This window comes from Roseibium algicola (assembly GCF_001999245.1).
GTDB classification, from domain to species: Bacteria; Pseudomonadota; Alphaproteobacteria; order Rhizobiales; family Stappiaceae; genus Roseibium; species Roseibium algicola.
In genome coordinates this window covers 1,334,806-1,353,309 of record NZ_CP019630.1, presented here as the reverse complement: position 1 = coordinate 1,353,309, position 18,504 = coordinate 1,334,806, and the positions used below count along the sequence as shown (strand labels likewise).

The following is an 18,504-nucleotide window of genomic DNA, read 5'->3' as shown; positions in this document are numbered from 1 at the left end:
CCCTCCGTCATGCCATGGCTCGACCATGGCATCCACGCCGTGCGCTATCCAGCCGCAAGGGCTTCGGGGTCGCCGAGGTCACGAATTGGATTGCAGGGGCAAGTCCTGCAATGACAGAGGGAGTTGATGTAGTTGGGGTTGGAAGGCGAGGAGGAGATGCCGCGCCGTTTCCGCGTCAAGGTGCCAGGATGGGCACGGTCTTGTCCGTTTGCCGGATTTCCAGCGGCGTTGCACCGAAGGGATCGCCGTCCACCTGTGCAGCCACGGCACCTGTTGCCAGAATGGAAGCCGTTTTGAACGGGCGCACCAAAGCGCCCTTGGCCTTGTGGATGCGGCCCATCAAGAGCGCGACGCCGTAGCAGAAGGACGACCAGGGGTCGTCCCTTTCCAGAACCAGCATATGCAGGCCGGGATCGGTCGCCCCGCCGGGACAGATGACAAAGGGGCCGCCATAGTGGCGGGCGTTGCTGGCTACGGCGAGTTTGCCGGTCAGCTCTTCGCCATCCAGGATCACTTTCAGCGATGCGCTCTTGCGTTTGAAACCGGTCCGAAGCGCTGTGATGACATAGGCGAGCTTGCCAAGGCGCCGTTTCAGGGAAAGCGGCACTGCGTGAACGACTTCGGCATCGAACCCGGCAGAGGCCATCAGTACAAAAGGCCTGCCGTTGGCAAGGCCATAGTGCAACTGCCTGGTCTTGCCGCGTCGGATCAGCTCGGCAATTGCCTTTGCATTGCGCGGGAGGCCAAGTTCAAGGGCAAGCACATTGGCGGTGCCGAAGGGAATGATACCCAGTTGCGGCGGGGCAGGGTGGTTCTGAAATCCGGTCAGGGCCTCGTTGACGGAGCCGTCTCCGCCGGCGACCACCAGCGTCTGCACAGGCAGTGAGGGATCCGCGCAGATGTCGCCGATCTCGCCTGCGCGTCTCGTCAACCGGATCTCGGTCTTGCATCCGAGATCTTCCAGGCGATTGCGCACGTCATCCAGAAATTCGGCGCTATAGCCGCCCGAGGTCGGGTTGGCCACGATCAGAACCTTTCCGGCCATATCCGGAACCATTGTGCGCACTGCTGCTGCGCCGGACCACCAGAAAAGTCTCACTCAAAATCCTCTGCTCATCAGACAGGATTCGTTTTTTCGCCGCTCTTATACGGGGCCATTCCGCCGCGCGCCAGTTCATCTGCGCGTTCATTGTCCGGATGGCCGGCATGTCCCTTGACCCAGTGCCAGGTAACGTCATGACGTTCCCTTGCGGCGTCAAGAGCTTGCCAGAGATCCGCATTCTTTACCGGCTTGTTGGCAGCCGTGCGCCAATTCTTGCGCTTCCAGCCGTACATCCATTCCTTGATGCCGCTGCGCACGTATGTGCTGTCGGTATAAAGGTCGACCGCACAAGGGCGCTTGAGGGCATTCAGCGCCTCAATGGCGGCCATCAGCTCCATACGGTTGTTGGTGGTTTCCGACTCGCCCCCGGAAAGCTCTTTCTCGTGCTCCCCGAACCGCAGGATAACACCCCAGCCGCCCGGGCCAGGATTGCCGGAACAAGCGCCGTCCGTATAGATCGTGACCCGGTTGTTGTTCTCCGTCATCGCTCCAACCCGTAGGCCTGCGTGGAGGAAATGCTCTGGTGGAAGCGGAGCTTCTTCAGATATTCCAGCGGATCCTTCGGCGTAACCAGCGCACCTTCCGGCACGCTTAGCCAGTCATAGAGCCGTGTCAGCAGGAAACGCAGGGCCGCACCCCGGCAAAGGGTCGGCAAGGCATCGTATTCAGCCTCGCTCAACGGTCGCACGGCGGCATAGCCCTTGAGCAGGGCCTTTGCCTTGGTCACGTTGAACGACATGTCCTGCTCGAAGCACCATGCGTTGAGACAGATAGCAATGTCATAGGCAAAGGCATCGTTGCAGGCGAAATAGAAATCGATCAGCCCGGAAAGTTCGTTGCCCAGAAAGAACACGTTGTCGGGAAACAGATCCGCATGGATCACCCCGCCCGGAAGGTCCCTGGGCCAGACCTTTTCCACGTGGTCCAGCTCGCTGGCGATCTCTGCACCGAGACCGGGATGAACCGTATCGCTGCGCTCCCCGCATTGATCGAACAGGGGCCGCCAGCCGCTGACGTCGAGTGCGTTCTTGCGGAACCCGTCGTAATCGGCGCCGTCCAGGTGCAACTCTGCCATGGCCCGGCCCAGCTCGGCGCAATGATCCACTTTGGGCCGCTTGACCCACATGCCGTCCAGAAAGGTGACCAGCGCGGCCGGTCGGCCGGCGAGAGTGCCCAGAAGTTTGCCGTCCCTCGAAGGGACCGGCGTCGGACAGGACAGGCCCTTTGCGGCCAGATGCTGCAGAAGGTTCAGAAAATAAGGCAGATCGTCCGGGTTCACGCGCTTTTCGTACAGCGTCAGGATGTAGGACGCCTTGTCCGTGTGGACCAGGAAGTTGCTGTTCTCGACACCTTCGGCAATGCCCTTGAATGACAACAGACGTCCGACATCGTAGCTGCCGATGAAGTCGTTCAGTTCCTCATCGGTTACTTCGGTATAAACAGCCATGGGGTTATCCGGCAGCGGCCTGGGAGGAGGCGATCATCTCGCGCAGCTCCCGCGGCAGGTTGAAGGAAATCGTTTCTTCGGCAGTACGCACCGTCTCGACGTTGACGTCGAACCGACCGGCAAATGCCGCGATGATTTCCTCTACCAGGGTCTCGGGGGCCGATGCACCTGCTGTCAGACCCAACGACGTGATACCTTCGAAATCGTGCCAGTCGATGTCGCTTGCGCGCTGGATCAACACTGCAGTCCTGCACCCGGCCCGTTCCGCAACTTCACGCAGGCGTTGCGAGTTGGAGGAGTTCGGGGCGCCGACAACGATCATTGCGTCGACCTTTGGCGCCACATGCTTGACCGCTTCCTGACGGTTGGTGGTTGCGTAGCAGATGTCCTCCTTGTGCGGAGCGACAATCTGCGGGAACCGGTCCTGCAGCACAGCCACGATCCCGGCCGTGTCGTCCACGGACAAGGTGGTCTGGGTAATATAGGCGAGGGGGCGGTCGGTCTTCGGCGTGAAGGCACGCGCGCCGTCTTCAGTCTCGATCAGGCTGACGGTGCCCTCGGGCAATTGGCCCATGGTGCCGATCACTTCAGGATGCCCCGCATGACCGATCAGCAGAATCTCGCGGTCCCGGCGAAAATGGATTTCCGCTTCCTTGTGGACCTTCGAGACCAGAGGACAGGTGGCGTCGAGATAGAACATCTTGCGGCTCTGGGCGTCTTCCGGGACGGATTTCGGGACGCCGTGCGCAGAGAAGATCACCGGTCTGTCGGTGTGCCCGGCCGGTATTTCTTCCAGCTCTTCCACGAACACAGCGCCCTTGGCCTTCAGCCCGTCCACCACGAACTTGTTGTGCACGATCTCGTGACGGACGTAGACCGGACTGCCGTATTTTTCCAGGGCGAGTTCCACGATCTGGATCGCGCGATCGACACCGGCGCAGAACCCTCGGGGCGCGCAAAGGTGAATGGCAAGCGGTGTTTTTTCCTGTTTGCTCTCGGTCATCATGCTCTTTCGAGGAACGTTTCTGCGCGCAATAAGGGCTCGCAGCCACGCTGTGTCAAGGGATGTGCGGCAAGCTGAACCAATTCAGCCACAATGAGCTGCTTGAAGGTTTGCGTTTGACAAGCCTCGCCAAGCAATTCTTCACCTGCTATGAAGCTCCGCCGACAATTGTTGCATTTTTATGGAATGAAGATGATCAGTGCGATTCCCGCCGTCTCCGGCAAGACCCTGAAGACAATTATGGCCGTGGGCCTTTCCGCCGCGGCTCTTGCGGGGTGTATGAGTGCCGCTGACGGTGTTGCGGGCAAGGTTATTTCCGGTGGCCAGCAGCCGATCGAGATTTCTCCCGAAACCTTCGCGCCGCCGGTTCCCTGTCCTGCGCTGCAGCTTCAGTCCAACACCTTCCTGATCCGCAAGTATGTGCGCGGCAAGGACGATGACCCGCAGGGTCTGCTTTACCAGGCCACCGTCAAGGATTGGGCCAACACCTGCACGCAGCAGCCGGACGGAAGCCGCCGCATGAAGCTGGGCCTGTCCGGCGATGTCACCTCCGGTCCTGCCTGGAAGGGCGGCGAAGTGGTTCTGCCGATGCGCGTCGCCATTGTGCCCGGCGGCAGCGGTGCCAAGCCGCTCAGCTCCGAGATCGTGAAAATTCCGGTCACGCTTGGAGCGAACTCGCCAAGCGAAACCTGGACGCTGATCGAAGAGAAATTCAGGATCCCGGCAGGTGCGGACGCCAAGGTTGTCTTCGGCTTTGACGAAGGCCGTCGCCGCTAAGGCCCGGCCACGCACGTAGCACATCAGGTTCGACTGAATTTGAGGCCTGGCCGGGAAGATGGAAACCGGCCGGCCATTGATCGTGCACACTCTGCAAGACGATGCCTAAAATTGTGCACCGGCAAAATTGCGGGGGCTGCATGTCGCATATTGACAAGACTATGTCTGCCTCGCACAATCCGGCCCCAATCGGGGTCGTCCCCCGGTTGGCGTGGAAACACGTCAATGTTTATGCGGGAGAGGCCGGGTGAAAGGATCCTGGCGCCGAAGGAGCAACCGCCCCGGAAACTCTCAGGCAGAAGGACCGCATGAACTGCAACGCTCTGGAAAGCAGTGCTCCGCAAGTGGGTTTGCGGACTGCTCACCGAAGGAGTAACCGAAAGGCGTCATCGGCGCCGGTCGGGAAATCTCTCAGGTACTCGGACAGAGGGGGTGCAGACGGATCAGGACCCATGCGGGCCGGTTCGGGACTGCGCAACCCCGAATACGAGGACCGTTCATGGCGGAAACCGTTGCAGACGAAGATCTGAAACAAACGCCTCTTCACGACCTTCATGTGGAACTGGGTGCACGCATGGTGCCGTTTGCCGGCTATTCCATGCCCGTGCAGTACAAGGCCGGCATCATGGCCGAGCACCAGCAGACCCGCACGAAAGCCGGCCTTTTCGACGTCTCCCACATGGGCCAGGCCCTGTTGATCGGTCCCGATCACGAAACGACGGCCCGGGCTCTGGAAGCGCTGACTCCGTCCAATTTCGTCGAACTTGGCCACGGCCGTCAGCGCTACACGGTGCTGCTCAACGACGAAGGCGGCATCATCGACGATCTGATGGTCACCCGGCCGCTGTCCGAAGCAGAAGACGGCAAGCTGATGCTGGTGGTCAATGCCTCTCGCAAGGATGTCGACTACGCCCATTTCCGCGACAGACTGCCTGAAAACGTGACCCTTGAAGTGATCGACGATCGTGCATTGATCGCGGTTCAGGGACCGGAAGCCGTGGCTGCGGTCGCAGCACATGCGCCCAAGGCGGCCGAACTTGGCTTCATGGCCGCCGCACCGATGGAGTTTGACGGTATCGACTGCCACGTTGCCCGTGCCGGCTATACCGGCGAGGACGGCGTGGAGATGTCCGTGCCTGCCGGTGCTGCTGAAGCGATTGCCCGTGCACTGCTCGCCGACGACAGGGTCGAACCGATTGGGCTCGGGGCCCGCGACAGCCTGCGTCTTGAGGCAGGGCTGTGCCTCTACGGACACGACATTGACGAGATGACGTCTCCCGTCGAAGGCGCCATCACCTTCTGCATGCAGAAGCGCCGCCGAGAAGAAGGCGGCTTTCCTGGCGCCGAACGCATTCAGGGTGAACTCGAAAAGGGACCGGGCCGCGTCCGCGTCGGCCTGCGCCTCGATGGCAAGGCACCTGCGCGGGAAGGGGCCGAGATCGCACTGCCCGACGGGCCGGTGATCGGCACCGTGACATCCGGCGGTTTCGCACCGACCGTGGGTGCCCCGATCGCAATGGGCTATGTCCCGGTGGAGCACTCCGAAACTGGCACGCCACTTGAATTGATCGTCAGAGGCAAGCGCTTGCCCGCTACCGTCGCGGACATGCCGTTTGTTCCGAACCGGTATTACCGCAAACCCAAAGCATAAATCTTTCCAGATAACGGACGCACAATATGACCACCTATTACTCCAAGGACCACGAGTGGATCGCCGTAGATGGCGACAAAGCCACCATCGGCATCACGACTTACGCGCAGGAGCAGCTCGGCGACGTCGTTTACGTCGAACTGCCGGAAGCCGGCAAGGCGCTGTCACAGGGCGATGAAGCCGCCGTCGTGGAATCCGTCAAGGCAGCCAGTGAAGTCTACGCTCCGATCGACGGTGAAGTCGTTGAAGCCAACGATGCGCTGGTGGACGAGCCGGCCAAGGTGAACGAAGATCCCGAAGGCGCTGCATGGTTCATCAAGATGACCGTCGGCAATGCGGATCAGCTGTCCGACCTGATGGACGCGGCAGCCTACAAGGCGTACGTGGAGACGTTGTAATTCATGGCAGGGCACTACTACACGGCACAGGTGGAATGGGCATGCGACGGCGACTATGCCGCAAACGCCTATTCCAGAGGGCACATCTGGCGTTTTGACGGTGGTCTGGAGATCCCGGCAAGCGCCTCGCCCACGGTGGTACCCCTGCCATATTCCATTGAGGCCGCCGTCGATCCGGAAGAGGCTTTCGTCGCCGCTATCTCGTCCTGCCACATGATGTCCTTCCTGGATCTTGCCCGGCGGGCGAATTTCGTTGTCGCCAGTTACAGCGACCGTGCCCAGGGCGAAATGAGCCGGGTGGCGCGGGGCAAGATGGCAATCACGAAAGTGGTGCTGCGGCCGGTTATCACGCTGGTTGCGGCCGAGGACCCGGATCCGACCTGGCTGACCGATCTGCATGAAAAGGCGCATGACGTCTGTTTCATCGCCAACTCCGTGAAGTGCGAGATCGTTGTGGAGCCCGAACCGCTCCGCCTCGTCGCACCGTGACTTTCCGGAACCGGCCGCACGAAGTCGCAGCCGGTTCCCTGTTCTGGATGGTGACCAGTTCTCTTCTCTGTGTGTCTGCACGGCGCCACCGCGCCGAGCAGGAAACGGGGAGCCCGTATCCGGAAGCTTGTCAGTTCTCCGGTTCCGGGCTGATGAAGCGAGAGCGTGGTTTTCGCCGGTCCGATTTTTGATCAAACCCTTGGGAGCTGCCTGATGCGCTACCTGCCTTTGAACGATACCGACCGCAGCGACATGCTCGCGCGGGTCGGCGTCAAATCCGTCGATGAACTCTTTGCGGATATCCCTGAAGACGTTCGCATGAAGGGTCTGCTCGACCTTCCCAAACGAGCCAGCGAAATGGAAGTGGAGCGCAAGCTCTCGGCCATGGCATCGAAGAACACTGCGGCCGGCTCCGTTCCGTTCTTCGTCGGCGCAGGTGCCTACAAGCACCATGTGCCGGCAACAGTCGACCACCTGATCCAGCGGTCGGAGTTCCTGACCTCCTATACGCCCTATCAGCCGGAAATCACGCAAGGTACGCTTCAGTACCTGTTCGAGTTCCAGACCCAGGTAGCGCGCCTTACCGCAATGGATGTCGCCAACGCGTCCATGTATGACGGCTCCACCGGCACCGGTGAAGCCGTGCTGATGGCGCACCGGGTGACCAAGCGCAACAAGGCCGTGCTTTCCGGCGGGCTGCATCCGCAGTACCGGGAAGTCGTCGAAGGCCTGTCCAACATGGCCGGCGATCGGGTCGTCAGCCTCCCGGCAGACCCGACGGGCACCGAAGACATCCTGTCACAGATCGATGACGAGACGTCTTGCGTTGTCGTCCAGTCGCCGTCGTTCTACGGCCAGCTGATCGACCTGAAGCCGATTGCCGAAAAGGCGCACCAGCACAAGGCGCTGCTGATCGCGGTCTTCACCGAAGTGGTGTCGCTCGGCCTGATCGAACCGCCGGGAACACAAGGCGCCGACATCGTGGTCGGTGAAGGCCAGTCCATCGGCAACGGCCTCAACTTCGGTGGTCCTTACGTCGGTCTCTTCGCCACCCGCCAGCAATATGTCCGCCAGATGCCGGGCCGGCTCTGCGGTGAGACGGTGGATGCGGAAGGCAAGCGCGGTTTCGTGCTGACGCTGTCGACCCGCGAGCAGCATATCCGCCGCGACAAGGCAACGTCCAACATCTGCACCAACTCCGGTCTCTGCTGCCTTGCCTTCACCATTCACATGTCGCTGCTGGGGCAGGCCGGGTTGACCAAACTCGCCCGCATCAACCACGGCAACGCGGTGAAGCTGAAGAAGCTTCTTGCCGACGTGCCCGGTGTCGAGGTTCTGAACTCGGCCTATTTCAACGAGTTCACGATTGCGCTGCCGAAGGTGGCCGAGGATGTGGTCGAGCAACTGGCCGAACGGGGCGTTCTCGCGGGCCTGCCGGTTTCTCGACTGGAGCCGGGCAACAAGGATCTCGCGAACCTGTTGGTCGTCGCGTCGACCGAAGTCAATACGGATGAAGACCGCGCGGCCTTTGCGGACGCGCTGAAGGAGGTGCTGGCATGAGCATGAACACGCAAGGCCGCCCGACCGCAGCAGGTGATGCCGGGGATGCTTTCCGCCCGAAGACTTTCACCGGCAACCGTGGTCTCGATATGGAAGAGCCGCTGATTTTCGAATTCGGCTCGCTGGAAACAACCGGTGTCGATCTCGACGAGGACGAAAGCGCCGAGTTCGAGCTTGGCAGCTTCAAGCGCAAGGCCGAGATCGGTCTGCCTGGCCTCGCCGAACCGGAAGCCATGCGCCACTATGTGCGCCTGTCGCGGAACAACTATGCCATCGACAGCGGTCTCTATCCGCTCGGCTCGTGCACCATGAAGCACAATCCGCGCCTCAACGAGAAGATGGCCCGTCTGCCGGGCTTCGCGGACATCCATCCGCTTCAGCCGGTCTCCTCGGTGCCCGGCGCACTGGAACTGATCGATGCGCTTGCCCACTGGCTGATGGTGTCCACCAACACCTCCGCCGTCGCAATGAGCCCGAAAGCCGGTGCCCATGGCGAATTGTGCGGCATGATGGCGATCAAGGCAGCCCACACCGCTGCCGGCCGTGATCCGAAGATCGTTCTGGTGCCGGAAAGCGCTCATGGCACCAACCCGGCAACGGCAGCGCTCTTGGGTTACAAGGTCGTCAACATCGATGCCAAGGACGACGGGACCGTCGATCTGGAGGCACTGAAGAAGACCATTGCCGAACACGAAGGCAACATCGCCGGCATCATGCTGACCAACCCGAACACCTGCGGGCTGTTCGAACGGGAAGTGAAGCAGATCGCCGATCTGATTCACAAGGCGGATGCCTATTTCTACTGCGATGGCGCCAACTTCAACGCCATCGTCGGCAAGGCCCGCCCGGGGGATCTTGGTGTCGACGCCATGCATATCAACCTGCACAAGACCTTCTCGACGCCTCACGGCGGCGGTGGCCCGGGTTCCGGTCCGGTCGTCCTGTCCCAGAGACTGGCTCCATTCGCGCCGCTGCCGTTCATCCGCAAGACGGAAAAAGGTGTAGAACTGGTCGAAACCGAAGCTGCCACCAAGGACGGCGAGCAGCCGTTCGGCCGCATGACCGCGTTCCACGGCCAGATGGGCATGTACGTGCGGGCTCTGTCCTACATGATGAGCCACGGCTCCGACGGTCTGCGGCAGGCGTCTGAAGATGCGGTGCTGAATGCGAACTATATTCGCGTCGGCCTGCAGGACCTGATGAGCCTGCCCTTTGGCGAGCGTCCATGCATGCACGAAGTGCTGTTCGACGACAGCTTCCTGAAGGACACCGGCGTGACCACGCTCGACTTCGCCAAGGCGATGATCGACGAGGGCTATCATCCGATGACCATGTACTTCCCGCTGGTTGTCCATGGCGCGATGCTGATCGAGCCGACGGAATCGGAAAGCCGGGCTGCGCTCGATCTTTTCGTCGCCACCATGCGCGATCTCGTGATGAGCGCAAAGCGCGGCGAAACGGAACGCTTCTCCGGTGCACCGTATCTTGCCCCGCGACGCCGTCTGGACGAAACGGGTGCAGCTCGCAAGCCGGTCCTGAAATGGACCGAGCCGGCTCCGGCCGAAGTGACCCCGGCTGCTGCCGAGTAGCACGTGGACGAATTTTCAAGCATGAAAACCCCGGCTTCGGCCGGGGTTTTTTGTTTCCTGTCGCTCAGGTGTGTGCTGTCACAACGTTGGAGACGTGCGGAAACCGGATTGCCTTACCGTCAAAACAGTGGCCCAGTTCTTTCAGGAAATCATTGAAGCAGGCGTTCCTGTCGTCTTCGGATAGCCGGGAGAGCTTGTCTCCGGTATGCATGCCGCCCATGGCTCCGGCGGCATACGCACGGCCATCCGGGTGATGAAGCGTCAGTGAAACTGTCTCCAGTTGGATATCCAGAAACCCGGCGGCCTCGAAGTTCGATCGTATTTCTTCAGGGTCGGAGAGTTGGCAGATCGCACGAACGGCTGCCCCCGCCTCTGCACCGACGTGTTTTTCCAATGCGGTTGCCTGCGCCATCAGCAGAGGATTTTCTGACAGACCGCGGGAAACGCAGAAGGCGACGCGGCCCCCGCGTGCCAGTACGCGGTGAAGTTCGCGCAGGGCTCCGACACGATCGGGAAAGAACTGCAAAGCCTGCTGACAGTAAGCGAGGTCAAAGCCGCCATCAGGAAACGGCAGATCGCCTGCGGTTGCCTCGAACCATTCTGCGTCTATCCTGTTTACGCTGGCCTTTTCGGCCGCAACGGCCAGCATTCCCGCACTCATGTCCACGCCGGCCAGCCTCGCAAATCCGTTCCCAAGGCTCGCGACTTCACGGATTACCGCACCGGTGCCGCACGCAAGGTCCAGGATCCGGTCTCCTTTTTGGGGTGGTTGCCGTTGGAGCAGCTCTTGTGCCCAAGGCTGAAAGATCACCGGCACCATGACACTGTCGTATCGCTCGGCGAATGTTCCGTTTCGGGGGACGCCTTCCTGATTGCTCATGGTTCGCTCCAGACTACGAACGGGACCGGCAGTATAGCTCCAAACCCTCGCCAAGGCACGGAACCTGGTTTTTACCGGGATCGAAACGTCTGGCTTAGGGCCTTCGGTTCCAGGGTGATGACACACAGGGGCGTTCAAAAATCTTATTGACAATATAAATGTCAAAATGACATATAAATTGTCAAACGAGGTACCCATGAAGAAGTCCGTCGAGCTTTATGAAATCATCCGCCTGATACGCCCCGTGCACCGCCGGCTTGCGCGGGCGGTGGAGGCCAAGCTGGAGGGAACCGGCGTGACCGTCGGTATGCGAGCGGTCATGGAAGTGCTGGAGGAGGCCGGGCCGATGGCGGTACCCGAGATCGGCCGGGCGCTGTTTCTTGCCCGCCAGCAGATCCAGCTCGTGATGAACGCCCTGGAAGAGCAGGGACTGGTCGAGCGCCGGGCCAATCCGGCGCACAAGCGATCACCACTGTTTGCCTTGAACGAAGCGGGGCACGACCGGTTCGGCGAAATCCGGGCACGGGAGACTGACGAAATCGAGACAGTCTGCGAGCTCTTCTCGGACGACGATCTGCGTTCCACGCAACGGGTGCTCTGCACCATGCTTGATCATTTTGCTGCGTTCGAGGACGACCCGGATCGGCCCAAGGCACTGGAATAATTTCACGAACAGGAGAGGTCACATGACCGGTATCTGGATTGCGGCCGGGCTCTGTGCCGCAAGCATTGTCGCCTATATCGTTTATTGCCTGCGGCGGCTGGGAACGCCGACAAAGGGCGCAAGTATCGACAGGTCAATGCGGCCTGGCACAGCTCTGGTGGTCATCGACGTGCAGGAGGACTTCACCAGGAATACCGGCAAACACGCTTTTGACGCAGGCCAGAGAGACGCTGTGCTTGCCGAAATAGGGCGCCAGGTGGAAGCGCATCGGATGGCAGGCCACCAGGTCGCTTTCGTCAAGAATGTCTTCCGCGACTGGCCGGTGATCGTGGCCATGAAGATGTCGGCGGGCGGTATCGGGACACCGGGGCGAGACGGTTTGAAGCTCGACCGAACACTTGCTGTCGGCAATGCTCCGGTCTTTGAAAAGTCGATCGGTGACAGTTTCTCCAGTCCGCAATTTGAAGCCTGGCTTGAGGAAAAGCGGATCGGACGGCTGGTCCTGGTTGGGCTTGATGCCTGTCATTGCGTTCAGCTGACCGCAAAGGGTGCGTTGAACCGGGGATATGACGTCGAAATCAGGGATCCTGCGACACTAACCACGACGCCGGACAGATGGACGGACCTCAAAGGCGAGTTGGGCAAACTCGGCGCAGCCTTCGCCTGAAGCGGGCGCAGTCGGAGCCATGTCCGGCTGCGCTTGAAGGCCTCAGTGTGCGACCAGGAGTGATCGCTCCCGGCTGCGCAAGTCGAGAAGTTGGGAGATCCAGCTATTTCGATTTTGCAGAAAGGCGGTCAATAGCGCTGGATAGTCCGCAGTAACTGCTTCTTGAACCGATGTACGGGCCGCAAGCTTGCTACGCCACGCAAGAACCCGGTCGAGGTCGTCAAACATTTCAAGCGTCAAGAACGACTCAAAGACATCGAAATATCGGAACACCGGGGCGAAAGCCGCATCGACGAGCGAAAAGGCACTACCGGCGAAGAAGGGACCGTCCGGATCAAGTTCGCTTTCCAGATGACGGAACTTTGCACGAAGTGCTTCACCCGCAGCATAAAACCCGGTGTCGTCCCTGGCGTTGTAGAGCGCGCCGATACCGTTCAGGATCTGCGAGGCAAATTCGATATAGGCCCGGTGCCGCGCGCGTTCGGAAGGGTCCTCCGGGTGCAGCCGGCTCCCTTCTGTCTCGTCCAGGAATTCGACGATCGGGGCGGATTCGAAGAGATAGCGATCAGCACCCAGTTTCAGCAGCGGCACCTTGCCGAGTGGTGAGGCCGCGCGGAACCAGTCAGGTTTGTCGGCAAGGTCGATGGTAACCCGGTCAAACGGAACATTCTTTTCATGAAGGACGATCGCCGCGCGCTGCACGTAAGGGCAAAGCGCATGGCTGATCAGGGTGAGTGTGTCGGGCATCTGGAAACTCCTTTTCATGCATCTGCATCAAGATGGATGCATATGCATGAAAAATCAAGATTGATGCAATTGCATAAATTTTCTATTTCTTGGCCATGAGCAATTCCGCCGAAACCGTCCCCCAGGCCATCGACGCCTGGGCCCGTCTGCAGCGTGCAAGCGGCAACGTGCTGGCGCGGGTCGAGGCACGCCTGAAGGCGGCCGGTTTCCCACCTCTCGGCTGGTACGATGTGCTGCTGGAATTAAGCCGGGCAGAGGACAAAACTCTGCGACCGGTCGAAATCGAAAAGCGGATGCTGCTGGCCCAGTACAATGTTTCGCGCCTGCTCGATCGGCTGGTGGCTGCGGGCTACATCGAAAAGCTGAAGAGCCCGGAAGACGGCAGAGGTGTCTCGGTGCGTCTGACCCAGGAAGGGGAGATGCTCTTGAAGGCCATGTGGCCGTGTTACCGGGCAGCGGTGGAAACCGAATTCACAAGGCATCTGGAGCCGGGGGACACCGAAGCGCTCTGGAAGGTGCTGGGCAAACTGGTGCAGTGACGTCTGTTCCCGGGGAGTGAACACACTGTTTCCGCATGACAGGCCAAAACATGCGTATAAGGTCGGCAAACCTTCTCTCTGACCGGACCTGAAACCCATGACCAACACCACCAATCTGGATGAACGGACCGGACTTCCGCAGGAGTGGCTGTTCCTTCTGAAAGAACATCCGCGCGAAGACTGGCCGGGTCACCGGAACCTCGGCCCACTGACCGAATTCTGGCTCGCACGGCATAACGGCTTCCGTCAGCTCGGTGCTGACCTGGATACGATCCTGACCGACTTCCGCGAACAACGGCTCCCGGTAAACCGTTTCGGCAACCTCTTTGCCCCGCGTCTGCAACAGTTTCTCAGTGAGCTGCATCACCACCACATGATCGAGGATGAGCACTATTTCCCGGTGTTCATGGAAGCCGAAAAGCGCCTGGTGGATGGCTTCGAGCTGCTGGAGGGCGACCACGAACTGATTCATCATCGCATTGAGGCGGTGATCAAGAGCGCCAACAAGCTGTTCGGGCAATTGCAGACGAAAGACCGCGATGCCATCCGCCGCGCGGCCGACAGTTTCGCCGGTGTCAGCGACACCCTGATCTCCGGCCTGATGCGCCATCTGGATGACGAGGAAGACCTGATCGTTCCGGTTATCCTGGATCGCGGCGAACGGAAACTCGGGTTGTCGTAACGCGGCCAGACGTGCGCAAGCGCACGCCTTTCGCACAGGGACAGGTGGAATTTCTTGACCGCGCGCAGCCTTGAGGCATTCCGGTTACACTTGCCGGGGGGCTGGGACGTCACGAACACAACAGGCTTGACTCTTTTCCCGCCCTAACGCATTTAAGCTGGCATGACCAAGATGAGCGCATCCTTCGTGTATTTTTATTACGTCACCGACATACCGGCGGCTGCGTAGGATCTTGTTCACCCCATAGACACCTCAAAAGCCGCCGCGTCAGGCGGCTTTTTGGTTTCTAGAGACCCGAGCTTCCTGGCGGGGGAACCAGGAAGCGAAAAATGACCAGACATATGATCGAAGCCGGAAAACCGGCGACAAAACTCAAATCGGAAGCACTTGCCGTGCTTCTGGAACGTGGTCTTGTGCACCAATGCACGGATATCGAGGCGCTCGACCAGACGCTGTCACAAGGGCCGATCACCGCATACGCCGGGTTCGATGCCACGGCGGCAAGTCTTCATGTCGGCCATCTGATGCCGTTGATGACCATGCGTTGGCTGCAGAAGCTCGGCCATCGTCCCATCGTCGTGCTTGGCGGTGGCACAAGTCAGATCGGCGATCCGAGTTTCCGCAAGGATGCCCGGCCGATGCTGGAGGAACGCCAGATCGCAGCCAACATCGCGAGCATACGACGATCCGTTGAGCGTCTCGTGGATATGAACGGCGAAGATGGGGCTTTGCTGGTCGACAATGCGGAATGGCTCAATGAATTCCGCTTCCTGGAATTCCTCCGCGACTATGGCTCCCAGTTCACCGTCAACCGCATGATGACCTTCGACAGCGTCAAGTCGCGCCTCGATGCTCAGATGCCGCTGACGGTTCTGGAGTTCTGCTACATGATGCTGCAGGCCGTTGATTTTCTGGAGTTGGCAAAGCGTCATGACTGTGCGCTTCAGGTCGGTGGATCCGATCAATGGGGCAACATCGTCAATGGTGTCGAGCTTGGCCGCCGTGATGGCCGCAAGTTGCACGGCCTGACAGTGCCTCTGCTGACCACCGCCAGCGGTGCGAAGATGGGCAAGACGGCTGCAGGTGCCGTGTGGCTGCATCCCGAACACCTGTCGCCCTTCGGCTTCTGGCAGTTCTGGCGCAACACCGCTGATGCCGATGTCGCCAAGTGCCTGCGCCTTTTTACCGAGCTGCCGATGAGCGAAATCGAACGACTGGCGGCGCTGGAAGGGGCGGAGCTGAACGAAGCCAAGAAGATCCTGGCAACCCAGGTGACGGCAATCGTGCATGGCCCGGAAGAAGCGCGCGGCGCCTTGCAGCAAGGCGATGCCCTGTTTTCGGGCGAAGGCGAGATCCTGGAACCGACCCACAGTCTGCCGCTGAAAATTCTGGCAGACGGTCTCGGTCTTCTGGAGCTTGTGGTCGCCGTTGGCTTCGCGGCATCCAACGGCGAAGCACGGCGTCTGGTGGAAGGTGGAGGCGTTCGCCTCAACAACCAGATCGTCGACGACGCACGCCGCCGCATTGCCACCGGCGATCTTCAGGCCAACGACCGTTTGTCGATTTCTGTCGGCAAACGCCGCAAGGCCCTCGTCGGCTTCGAGTGAGGCCGTTCAGACGGCTTTCGCATCAGCTGTCAGAACGGCCGGCTCCAGCCGGCCGTTGTAGCCGAAGACCTTCCCGATCAGCGGGAAGGTCACCTCTACGGTGAAACTGTATCTTCCATCGACAACACGCTCGCGCCCGACCGCTCTCGGAGCAAGGCGCAGCGGCAGCGGAAGCGGTCCAAGCGAAACGTCTGCCGGGGTGATGTCGATGCCCTTGTCACTTGCCGTTACCCGCATCTTGAACAGGAACGGTCCAAGGCGCTCGAGCATGCAGGGATACGCTTCGCCAGTACCTGCCATCATGTCGGTCTGGAACGGCTGCCCGTCAAACCGCCGGGTCCAGCGCTCTCCACCCTCGATAGGTTCAAAGCTGGTCTCGACCGGAACGCCCATCTGTGCTTTCGGCAACTTCGCCAGCCGGCAGATCAGTCTTGCGCCCCACGAGCTTCCCCGGGTGACATCCGCGGTTCCCCGCGCCACCCGCGCGAAGCTGTGCATCCGCCGGATTTCTGCCGGAACCTTGTCGAACTCGGGGCCGAGGATGGTTTGATAAAGCGTGCGGGGCATGTGAGAACTGTTTTGATGTCGATGTGTCTTCTCAGACAGACCATTCTCGCGTCGATTGGACAACAGCAAAAACTCTTTGCACTTGTTTGGTGACGTCCAGAGGAGCACCATTCAGCCTTCCCATCATCCCTCTCCACTTCCTCCGTCATGCCATGGCCCGACCATGGCATCCATGCCGCTCCCCATCCGCCAATTGAGGCTTCTGGCTTAGGCGCGGTCACGGCATGGATTGCAGGGTCGCGCCCTGCAATGACGAATGTTTGGGACGAACGAAATAGTCCAGGGTTTTCCGGACAGTGGCGAGGAACTGAAAGAGGGAAGCGCAACGCGGCAAAGAAAGAAGCCGGGATTGCCCCGGCTTCCATTTGACCGTTCAGCTCTGTTTTTCCAGCTGCCTTGCCCGGTATTCTTCCACCGGCAGGCCGCCGACGCCCCAGTTCTCAAGGTCCACTTCCTCGATCACCACGAAGGTGGTTGCCGGGTTCTTGTCGAGAACGTCAACCAGTAGGTCCGTCGCGCCTTTGATAAGCCTGGCTTTCTGCTCCGCCGTCACCCCTTCACGGGTCACCTGGATATTCACGTAAGGCATGTCAGGCCACTCCTTCGTTGCGTGGTCGAATTTCGAAGATTTTCGCCATGATTTGCCAGCGGCCTTCGTCCCGCACGAAGGTCAGGAAATCGGTGAAATCGTTGTTGCCGATCGAACAGCGAACTCTGGCAAAGGCCGTGTTCTCACCGGCGAACTGGATCTCGTCGATGACATCGCGGCGCTCCTCACCCCGGGACGCCGGCGACTGGCGGGCGGCGACGACCGGTACATATTCGGCCATCGTGCGATAGAGCAGGGGTGTCTCGTCCGCCGTGGCGTAGATTGCCTTCTCGTGAAACACCTGCTGCAGCAGGTCGGTATCGCAGTGATAAAGCGCGTCGAAATAGTTGGATATGACCTTTTCCAGCGCAGCCAAGGCACTGCTCATGCCGCCAGGCCTTCTTCCTGTAGGGTCTTCAGGGTGGCCGGGCGAGCACGGATGCGCTCAACATAGGCTGCCATCTTCGGCCAGTCGCCAAGGGATACGCCGATGAAGTTCGTCCAGTTCAAGATGACAAAGGCATAGGCGTCGGCAACGGAGAAGGTATCTCCCAAAAGATAGTCGCCGCCCTTGGCCAGCAAGGCGTCGAACTGGCCGAGCTTGGTATTCAGCTTTGCTTGGTTTTCAGCTGCTTCTGCTTCAGAAAATTCCTTGCCGGAAAAGAACGGGCTGAACCCTTTGTGAAGCTCTGAGGACAGGAAGCTGAGCAATTCCAGCACGCGGAACCGGTCGAGCGGCTTGCCTGCTGTATCCGTCGCAAAGTTCGGGTACTGCTCGCCAAGCCAATGCAGGATGGCAACGTTTTCCGTCAGAACGTCACCGTTCTCAAACCGAAGCGCCGGCACGTAGCCGCGCGGATTGGTCTGCGCGTATGTTGCGCCGGTCTCCGTCAAACCCTCGGTCGTATCGACTTTTTCGAGACTGTAGGTGGCTCCGGCTTCGTTGAGCAGGAGATGAGCAGCCATGGAACAGGCACCGGGTTTGTAGAACAGTTTCATCGATTGGCTCCTTGGTTTGTATCGATGCCCGGAAGGTGTCTTTTGAAGTCACCATTGACAAGTAGGTTTCTATTGGTAACTTGCATTATCGAGTTACCGGGCAGAAACCTGATGGTTCCCGCGTGACCTTGGACCCTTGAAGATCGTGTGGTGCCCATGGCCTTGAAAATGCGCAAGAATCTGAGCCCGAAACCGCCGACCCCTTGCAGTCTGACCCAGTGCATGCAGGTGATTTCCGGAGCCTGGGCACCCAACGTCATCTGGAGCCTGCGGGCAGGTCCCCGCCGCTTTAACGAGCTGAAGGCGGATATTCCCCCTGTGTCCGGCAAGGTACTGTCACAGCGCCTTTCAGAGTTGGAAGGCCGCGGCGTGCTGTTGCGCCATGTCCGCCCGACATCGCCACCTTCCGTTGAATATGAGCTGACGGATCTTGGCCAGGATCTGATTCCGGCACTGGAAGCCATTGTCGAAGTCGGGCACAAACTGAAGGTACGGCGCGATTTCCAGATGGCGGCCGAAGCCGCCGAATAGGCGGTGAAGCGGGGAG

22 protein-coding genes and 1 riboswitch are annotated in these 18,504 nt (G+C 60.1%); of the genes, 12 read left to right on the top strand and 10 right to left on the bottom strand.

Translation table 11 applies throughout. The features are described 5' to 3' along the window. Nucleotides 1-175: 175 nt before the first annotated feature. From B0E33_RS06335 to ispH, 4 genes are read right to left on the bottom strand one after another with little or no spacing between them, the layout of a single operon-like run. On the bottom strand, nucleotides 176-1,099 hold the full coding sequence (locus tag B0E33_RS06335; protein ID WP_208984429.1) for a diacylglycerol/lipid kinase family protein: 924 nt from the start codon (nucleotides 1,097-1,099) through the stop codon (nucleotides 176-178). A 17-nt stretch (nucleotides 1,100-1,116) separates the two neighbouring features. Further along, a complete protein-coding gene (gene rnhA, locus B0E33_RS06330; RefSeq protein WP_055657829.1) occupies nucleotides 1,117-1,587 on the bottom strand; it encodes a ribonuclease HI in 471 nt (156 codons plus the stop codon). After that, on the bottom strand, nucleotides 1,584-2,549 hold the full coding sequence (gene thrB, locus B0E33_RS06325) for a homoserine kinase (RefSeq protein WP_023002007.1): 966 nt from the start codon (nucleotides 2,547-2,549) through the stop codon (nucleotides 1,584-1,586). The genes rnhA and thrB overlap by 4 nt, the downstream gene beginning before the upstream one ends. A 4-nt stretch (nucleotides 2,550-2,553) precedes the next feature. Further along, nucleotides 2,554-3,555 carry a 4-hydroxy-3-methylbut-2-enyl diphosphate reductase gene (gene ispH / locus B0E33_RS06320; RefSeq protein ID WP_077290725.1) on the bottom strand — a complete coding sequence of 334 codons (1,002 nt, stop codon included), beginning with the start codon at nucleotides 3,553-3,555 and terminating at the stop codon, nucleotides 2,554-2,556. Between the two features lie 189 nt (nucleotides 3,556-3,744). Here ispH and B0E33_RS06315 point away from each other — a divergent pair, with 189 nt between their 5' ends. The 6 genes from B0E33_RS06315 (at nucleotide 3,745) to gcvPB (ending at nucleotide 10,016) form a co-directional block, all read left to right on the top strand. Next, nucleotides 3,745-4,329 carry a hypothetical protein gene (locus B0E33_RS06315; RefSeq protein WP_077293163.1) on the top strand — a complete coding sequence of 195 codons (585 nt, stop codon included), beginning with the start codon at nucleotides 3,745-3,747 and terminating at the stop codon, nucleotides 4,327-4,329. A 224-nt stretch (nucleotides 4,330-4,553) separates the two neighbouring features. After that, nucleotides 4,554-4,646, top strand: a riboswitch (glycine riboswitch). Nucleotides 4,647-4,828: 182 nt separating this feature from the next. Beyond that, nucleotides 4,829-5,980, top strand: a complete 1,152-nt coding sequence (gene gcvT, locus B0E33_RS06310; protein ID WP_023002004.1) for a glycine cleavage system aminomethyltransferase GcvT — start codon at nucleotides 4,829-4,831, stop codon at nucleotides 5,978-5,980. A 26-nt stretch (nucleotides 5,981-6,006) separates the two neighbouring features. Beyond that, a complete protein-coding gene (gene gcvH, locus B0E33_RS06305; protein ID WP_023002003.1) occupies nucleotides 6,007-6,378 on the top strand; it encodes a glycine cleavage system protein GcvH in 372 nt (123 codons plus the stop codon). Nucleotides 6,379-6,381: 3 nt separating this feature from the next. After that, a complete protein-coding gene (locus B0E33_RS06300; protein ID WP_023002002.1) occupies nucleotides 6,382-6,867 on the top strand; it encodes an OsmC family protein in 486 nt (161 codons plus the stop codon). Nucleotides 6,868-7,080: 213 nt separating this feature from the next. Further along, the gene (gcvPA, locus tag B0E33_RS06295; RefSeq protein WP_062490245.1) at nucleotides 7,081-8,427 is read left to right on the top strand and encodes an aminomethyl-transferring glycine dehydrogenase subunit GcvPA; all 1,347 of its coding nucleotides are present in this window, start codon (nucleotides 7,081-7,083) and stop codon (nucleotides 8,425-8,427) included. Further along, nucleotides 8,424-10,016, top strand: a complete 1,593-nt coding sequence (gcvPB, locus tag B0E33_RS06290) for an aminomethyl-transferring glycine dehydrogenase subunit GcvPB (RefSeq protein WP_077290724.1) — start codon at nucleotides 8,424-8,426, stop codon at nucleotides 10,014-10,016. The genes gcvPA and gcvPB overlap by 4 nt, the downstream gene beginning before the upstream one ends. A 64-nt stretch (nucleotides 10,017-10,080) precedes the next feature. Here the strand turns inward: gcvPB and B0E33_RS06285 are convergent, their stop codons facing one another. After that, complete coding sequence (locus tag B0E33_RS06285; RefSeq protein ID WP_167579497.1) at nucleotides 10,081-10,896, bottom strand: class I SAM-dependent methyltransferase; 816 nt, start codon at nucleotides 10,894-10,896, stop codon at nucleotides 10,081-10,083. A 196-nt stretch (nucleotides 10,897-11,092) separates the two neighbouring features. On the opposite strand from B0E33_RS06285, the gene B0E33_RS06280 reads away from it, so the two are divergent. Both B0E33_RS06280 and B0E33_RS06275 read left to right on the top strand, forming a co-directional pair. Next, on the top strand, nucleotides 11,093-11,560 hold the full coding sequence (locus B0E33_RS06280; RefSeq protein ID WP_023001998.1) for a MarR family winged helix-turn-helix transcriptional regulator: 468 nt from the start codon (nucleotides 11,093-11,095) through the stop codon (nucleotides 11,558-11,560). A gap of 22 nt (nucleotides 11,561-11,582) precedes the next feature. Continuing rightward, entirely contained in the window at nucleotides 11,583-12,227 is a 645-nt protein-coding gene (locus B0E33_RS06275; RefSeq protein WP_077290722.1) for a cysteine hydrolase family protein, read from the top strand. A 42-nt stretch (nucleotides 12,228-12,269) separates the two neighbouring features. Here B0E33_RS06275 and B0E33_RS06270 read toward each other — a convergent pair whose 3' ends face one another. After that, nucleotides 12,270-12,974 (bottom strand): glutathione S-transferase family protein, encoded by a 705-nt coding sequence (locus B0E33_RS06270; protein ID WP_077290721.1) that lies wholly within the window; start codon nucleotides 12,972-12,974, stop codon nucleotides 12,270-12,272. 95 nt (nucleotides 12,975-13,069) lie between these two features. On the opposite strand from B0E33_RS06270, the gene B0E33_RS06265 reads away from it, so the two are divergent. The 3 genes from B0E33_RS06265 (at nucleotide 13,070) to tyrS (ending at nucleotide 15,802) form a co-directional block, all read left to right on the top strand. After that, the gene (locus B0E33_RS06265) at nucleotides 13,070-13,513 is read left to right on the top strand and encodes a MarR family winged helix-turn-helix transcriptional regulator (RefSeq protein ID WP_077293162.1); all 444 of its coding nucleotides are present in this window, start codon (nucleotides 13,070-13,072) and stop codon (nucleotides 13,511-13,513) included. 97 nt (nucleotides 13,514-13,610) lie between these two features. Continuing rightward, nucleotides 13,611-14,195 (top strand): hemerythrin domain-containing protein, encoded by a 585-nt coding sequence (locus B0E33_RS06260; protein ID WP_075282278.1) that lies wholly within the window; start codon nucleotides 13,611-13,613, stop codon nucleotides 14,193-14,195. A 329-nt stretch (nucleotides 14,196-14,524) separates the two neighbouring features. After that, nucleotides 14,525-15,802, top strand: a complete 1,278-nt coding sequence (tyrS, locus tag B0E33_RS06255; RefSeq protein ID WP_023001993.1) for a tyrosine--tRNA ligase — start codon at nucleotides 14,525-14,527, stop codon at nucleotides 15,800-15,802. A 6-nt stretch (nucleotides 15,803-15,808) separates the two neighbouring features. On the opposite strand, the gene B0E33_RS06250 is transcribed toward tyrS, so the two are convergent. From B0E33_RS06250 to B0E33_RS06235, 4 genes are all read right to left on the bottom strand, one after another. After that, complete coding sequence (locus B0E33_RS06250; RefSeq protein WP_167579496.1) at nucleotides 15,809-16,369, bottom strand: DUF4166 domain-containing protein; 561 nt, start codon at nucleotides 16,367-16,369, stop codon at nucleotides 15,809-15,811. Between the two features lie 373 nt (nucleotides 16,370-16,742). Next, entirely contained in the window at nucleotides 16,743-16,958 is a 216-nt protein-coding gene (locus B0E33_RS06245; RefSeq protein ID WP_075282280.1) for a tautomerase family protein, read from the bottom strand. 1 nt (nucleotide 16,959) lies between these two features. Next, nucleotides 16,960-17,346, bottom strand: coding sequence for a nuclear transport factor 2 family protein (locus tag B0E33_RS06240; protein ID WP_077290719.1), 387 nt, complete (start codon nucleotides 17,344-17,346; stop codon nucleotides 16,960-16,962). Beyond that, nucleotides 17,343-17,957, bottom strand: coding sequence for a glutathione binding-like protein (locus B0E33_RS06235; protein WP_077290718.1), 615 nt, complete (start codon nucleotides 17,955-17,957; stop codon nucleotides 17,343-17,345). The genes B0E33_RS06240 and B0E33_RS06235 overlap by 4 nt, the downstream gene beginning before the upstream one ends. Before the next feature lie 168 nt (nucleotides 17,958-18,125). On the opposite strand from B0E33_RS06235, the gene B0E33_RS06230 reads away from it, so the two are divergent. Further along, on the top strand, nucleotides 18,126-18,488 hold the full coding sequence (locus B0E33_RS06230; RefSeq protein WP_228148064.1) for a winged helix-turn-helix transcriptional regulator: 363 nt from the start codon (nucleotides 18,126-18,128) through the stop codon (nucleotides 18,486-18,488). Nucleotides 18,489-18,504: the final 16 nt, after the last annotated feature.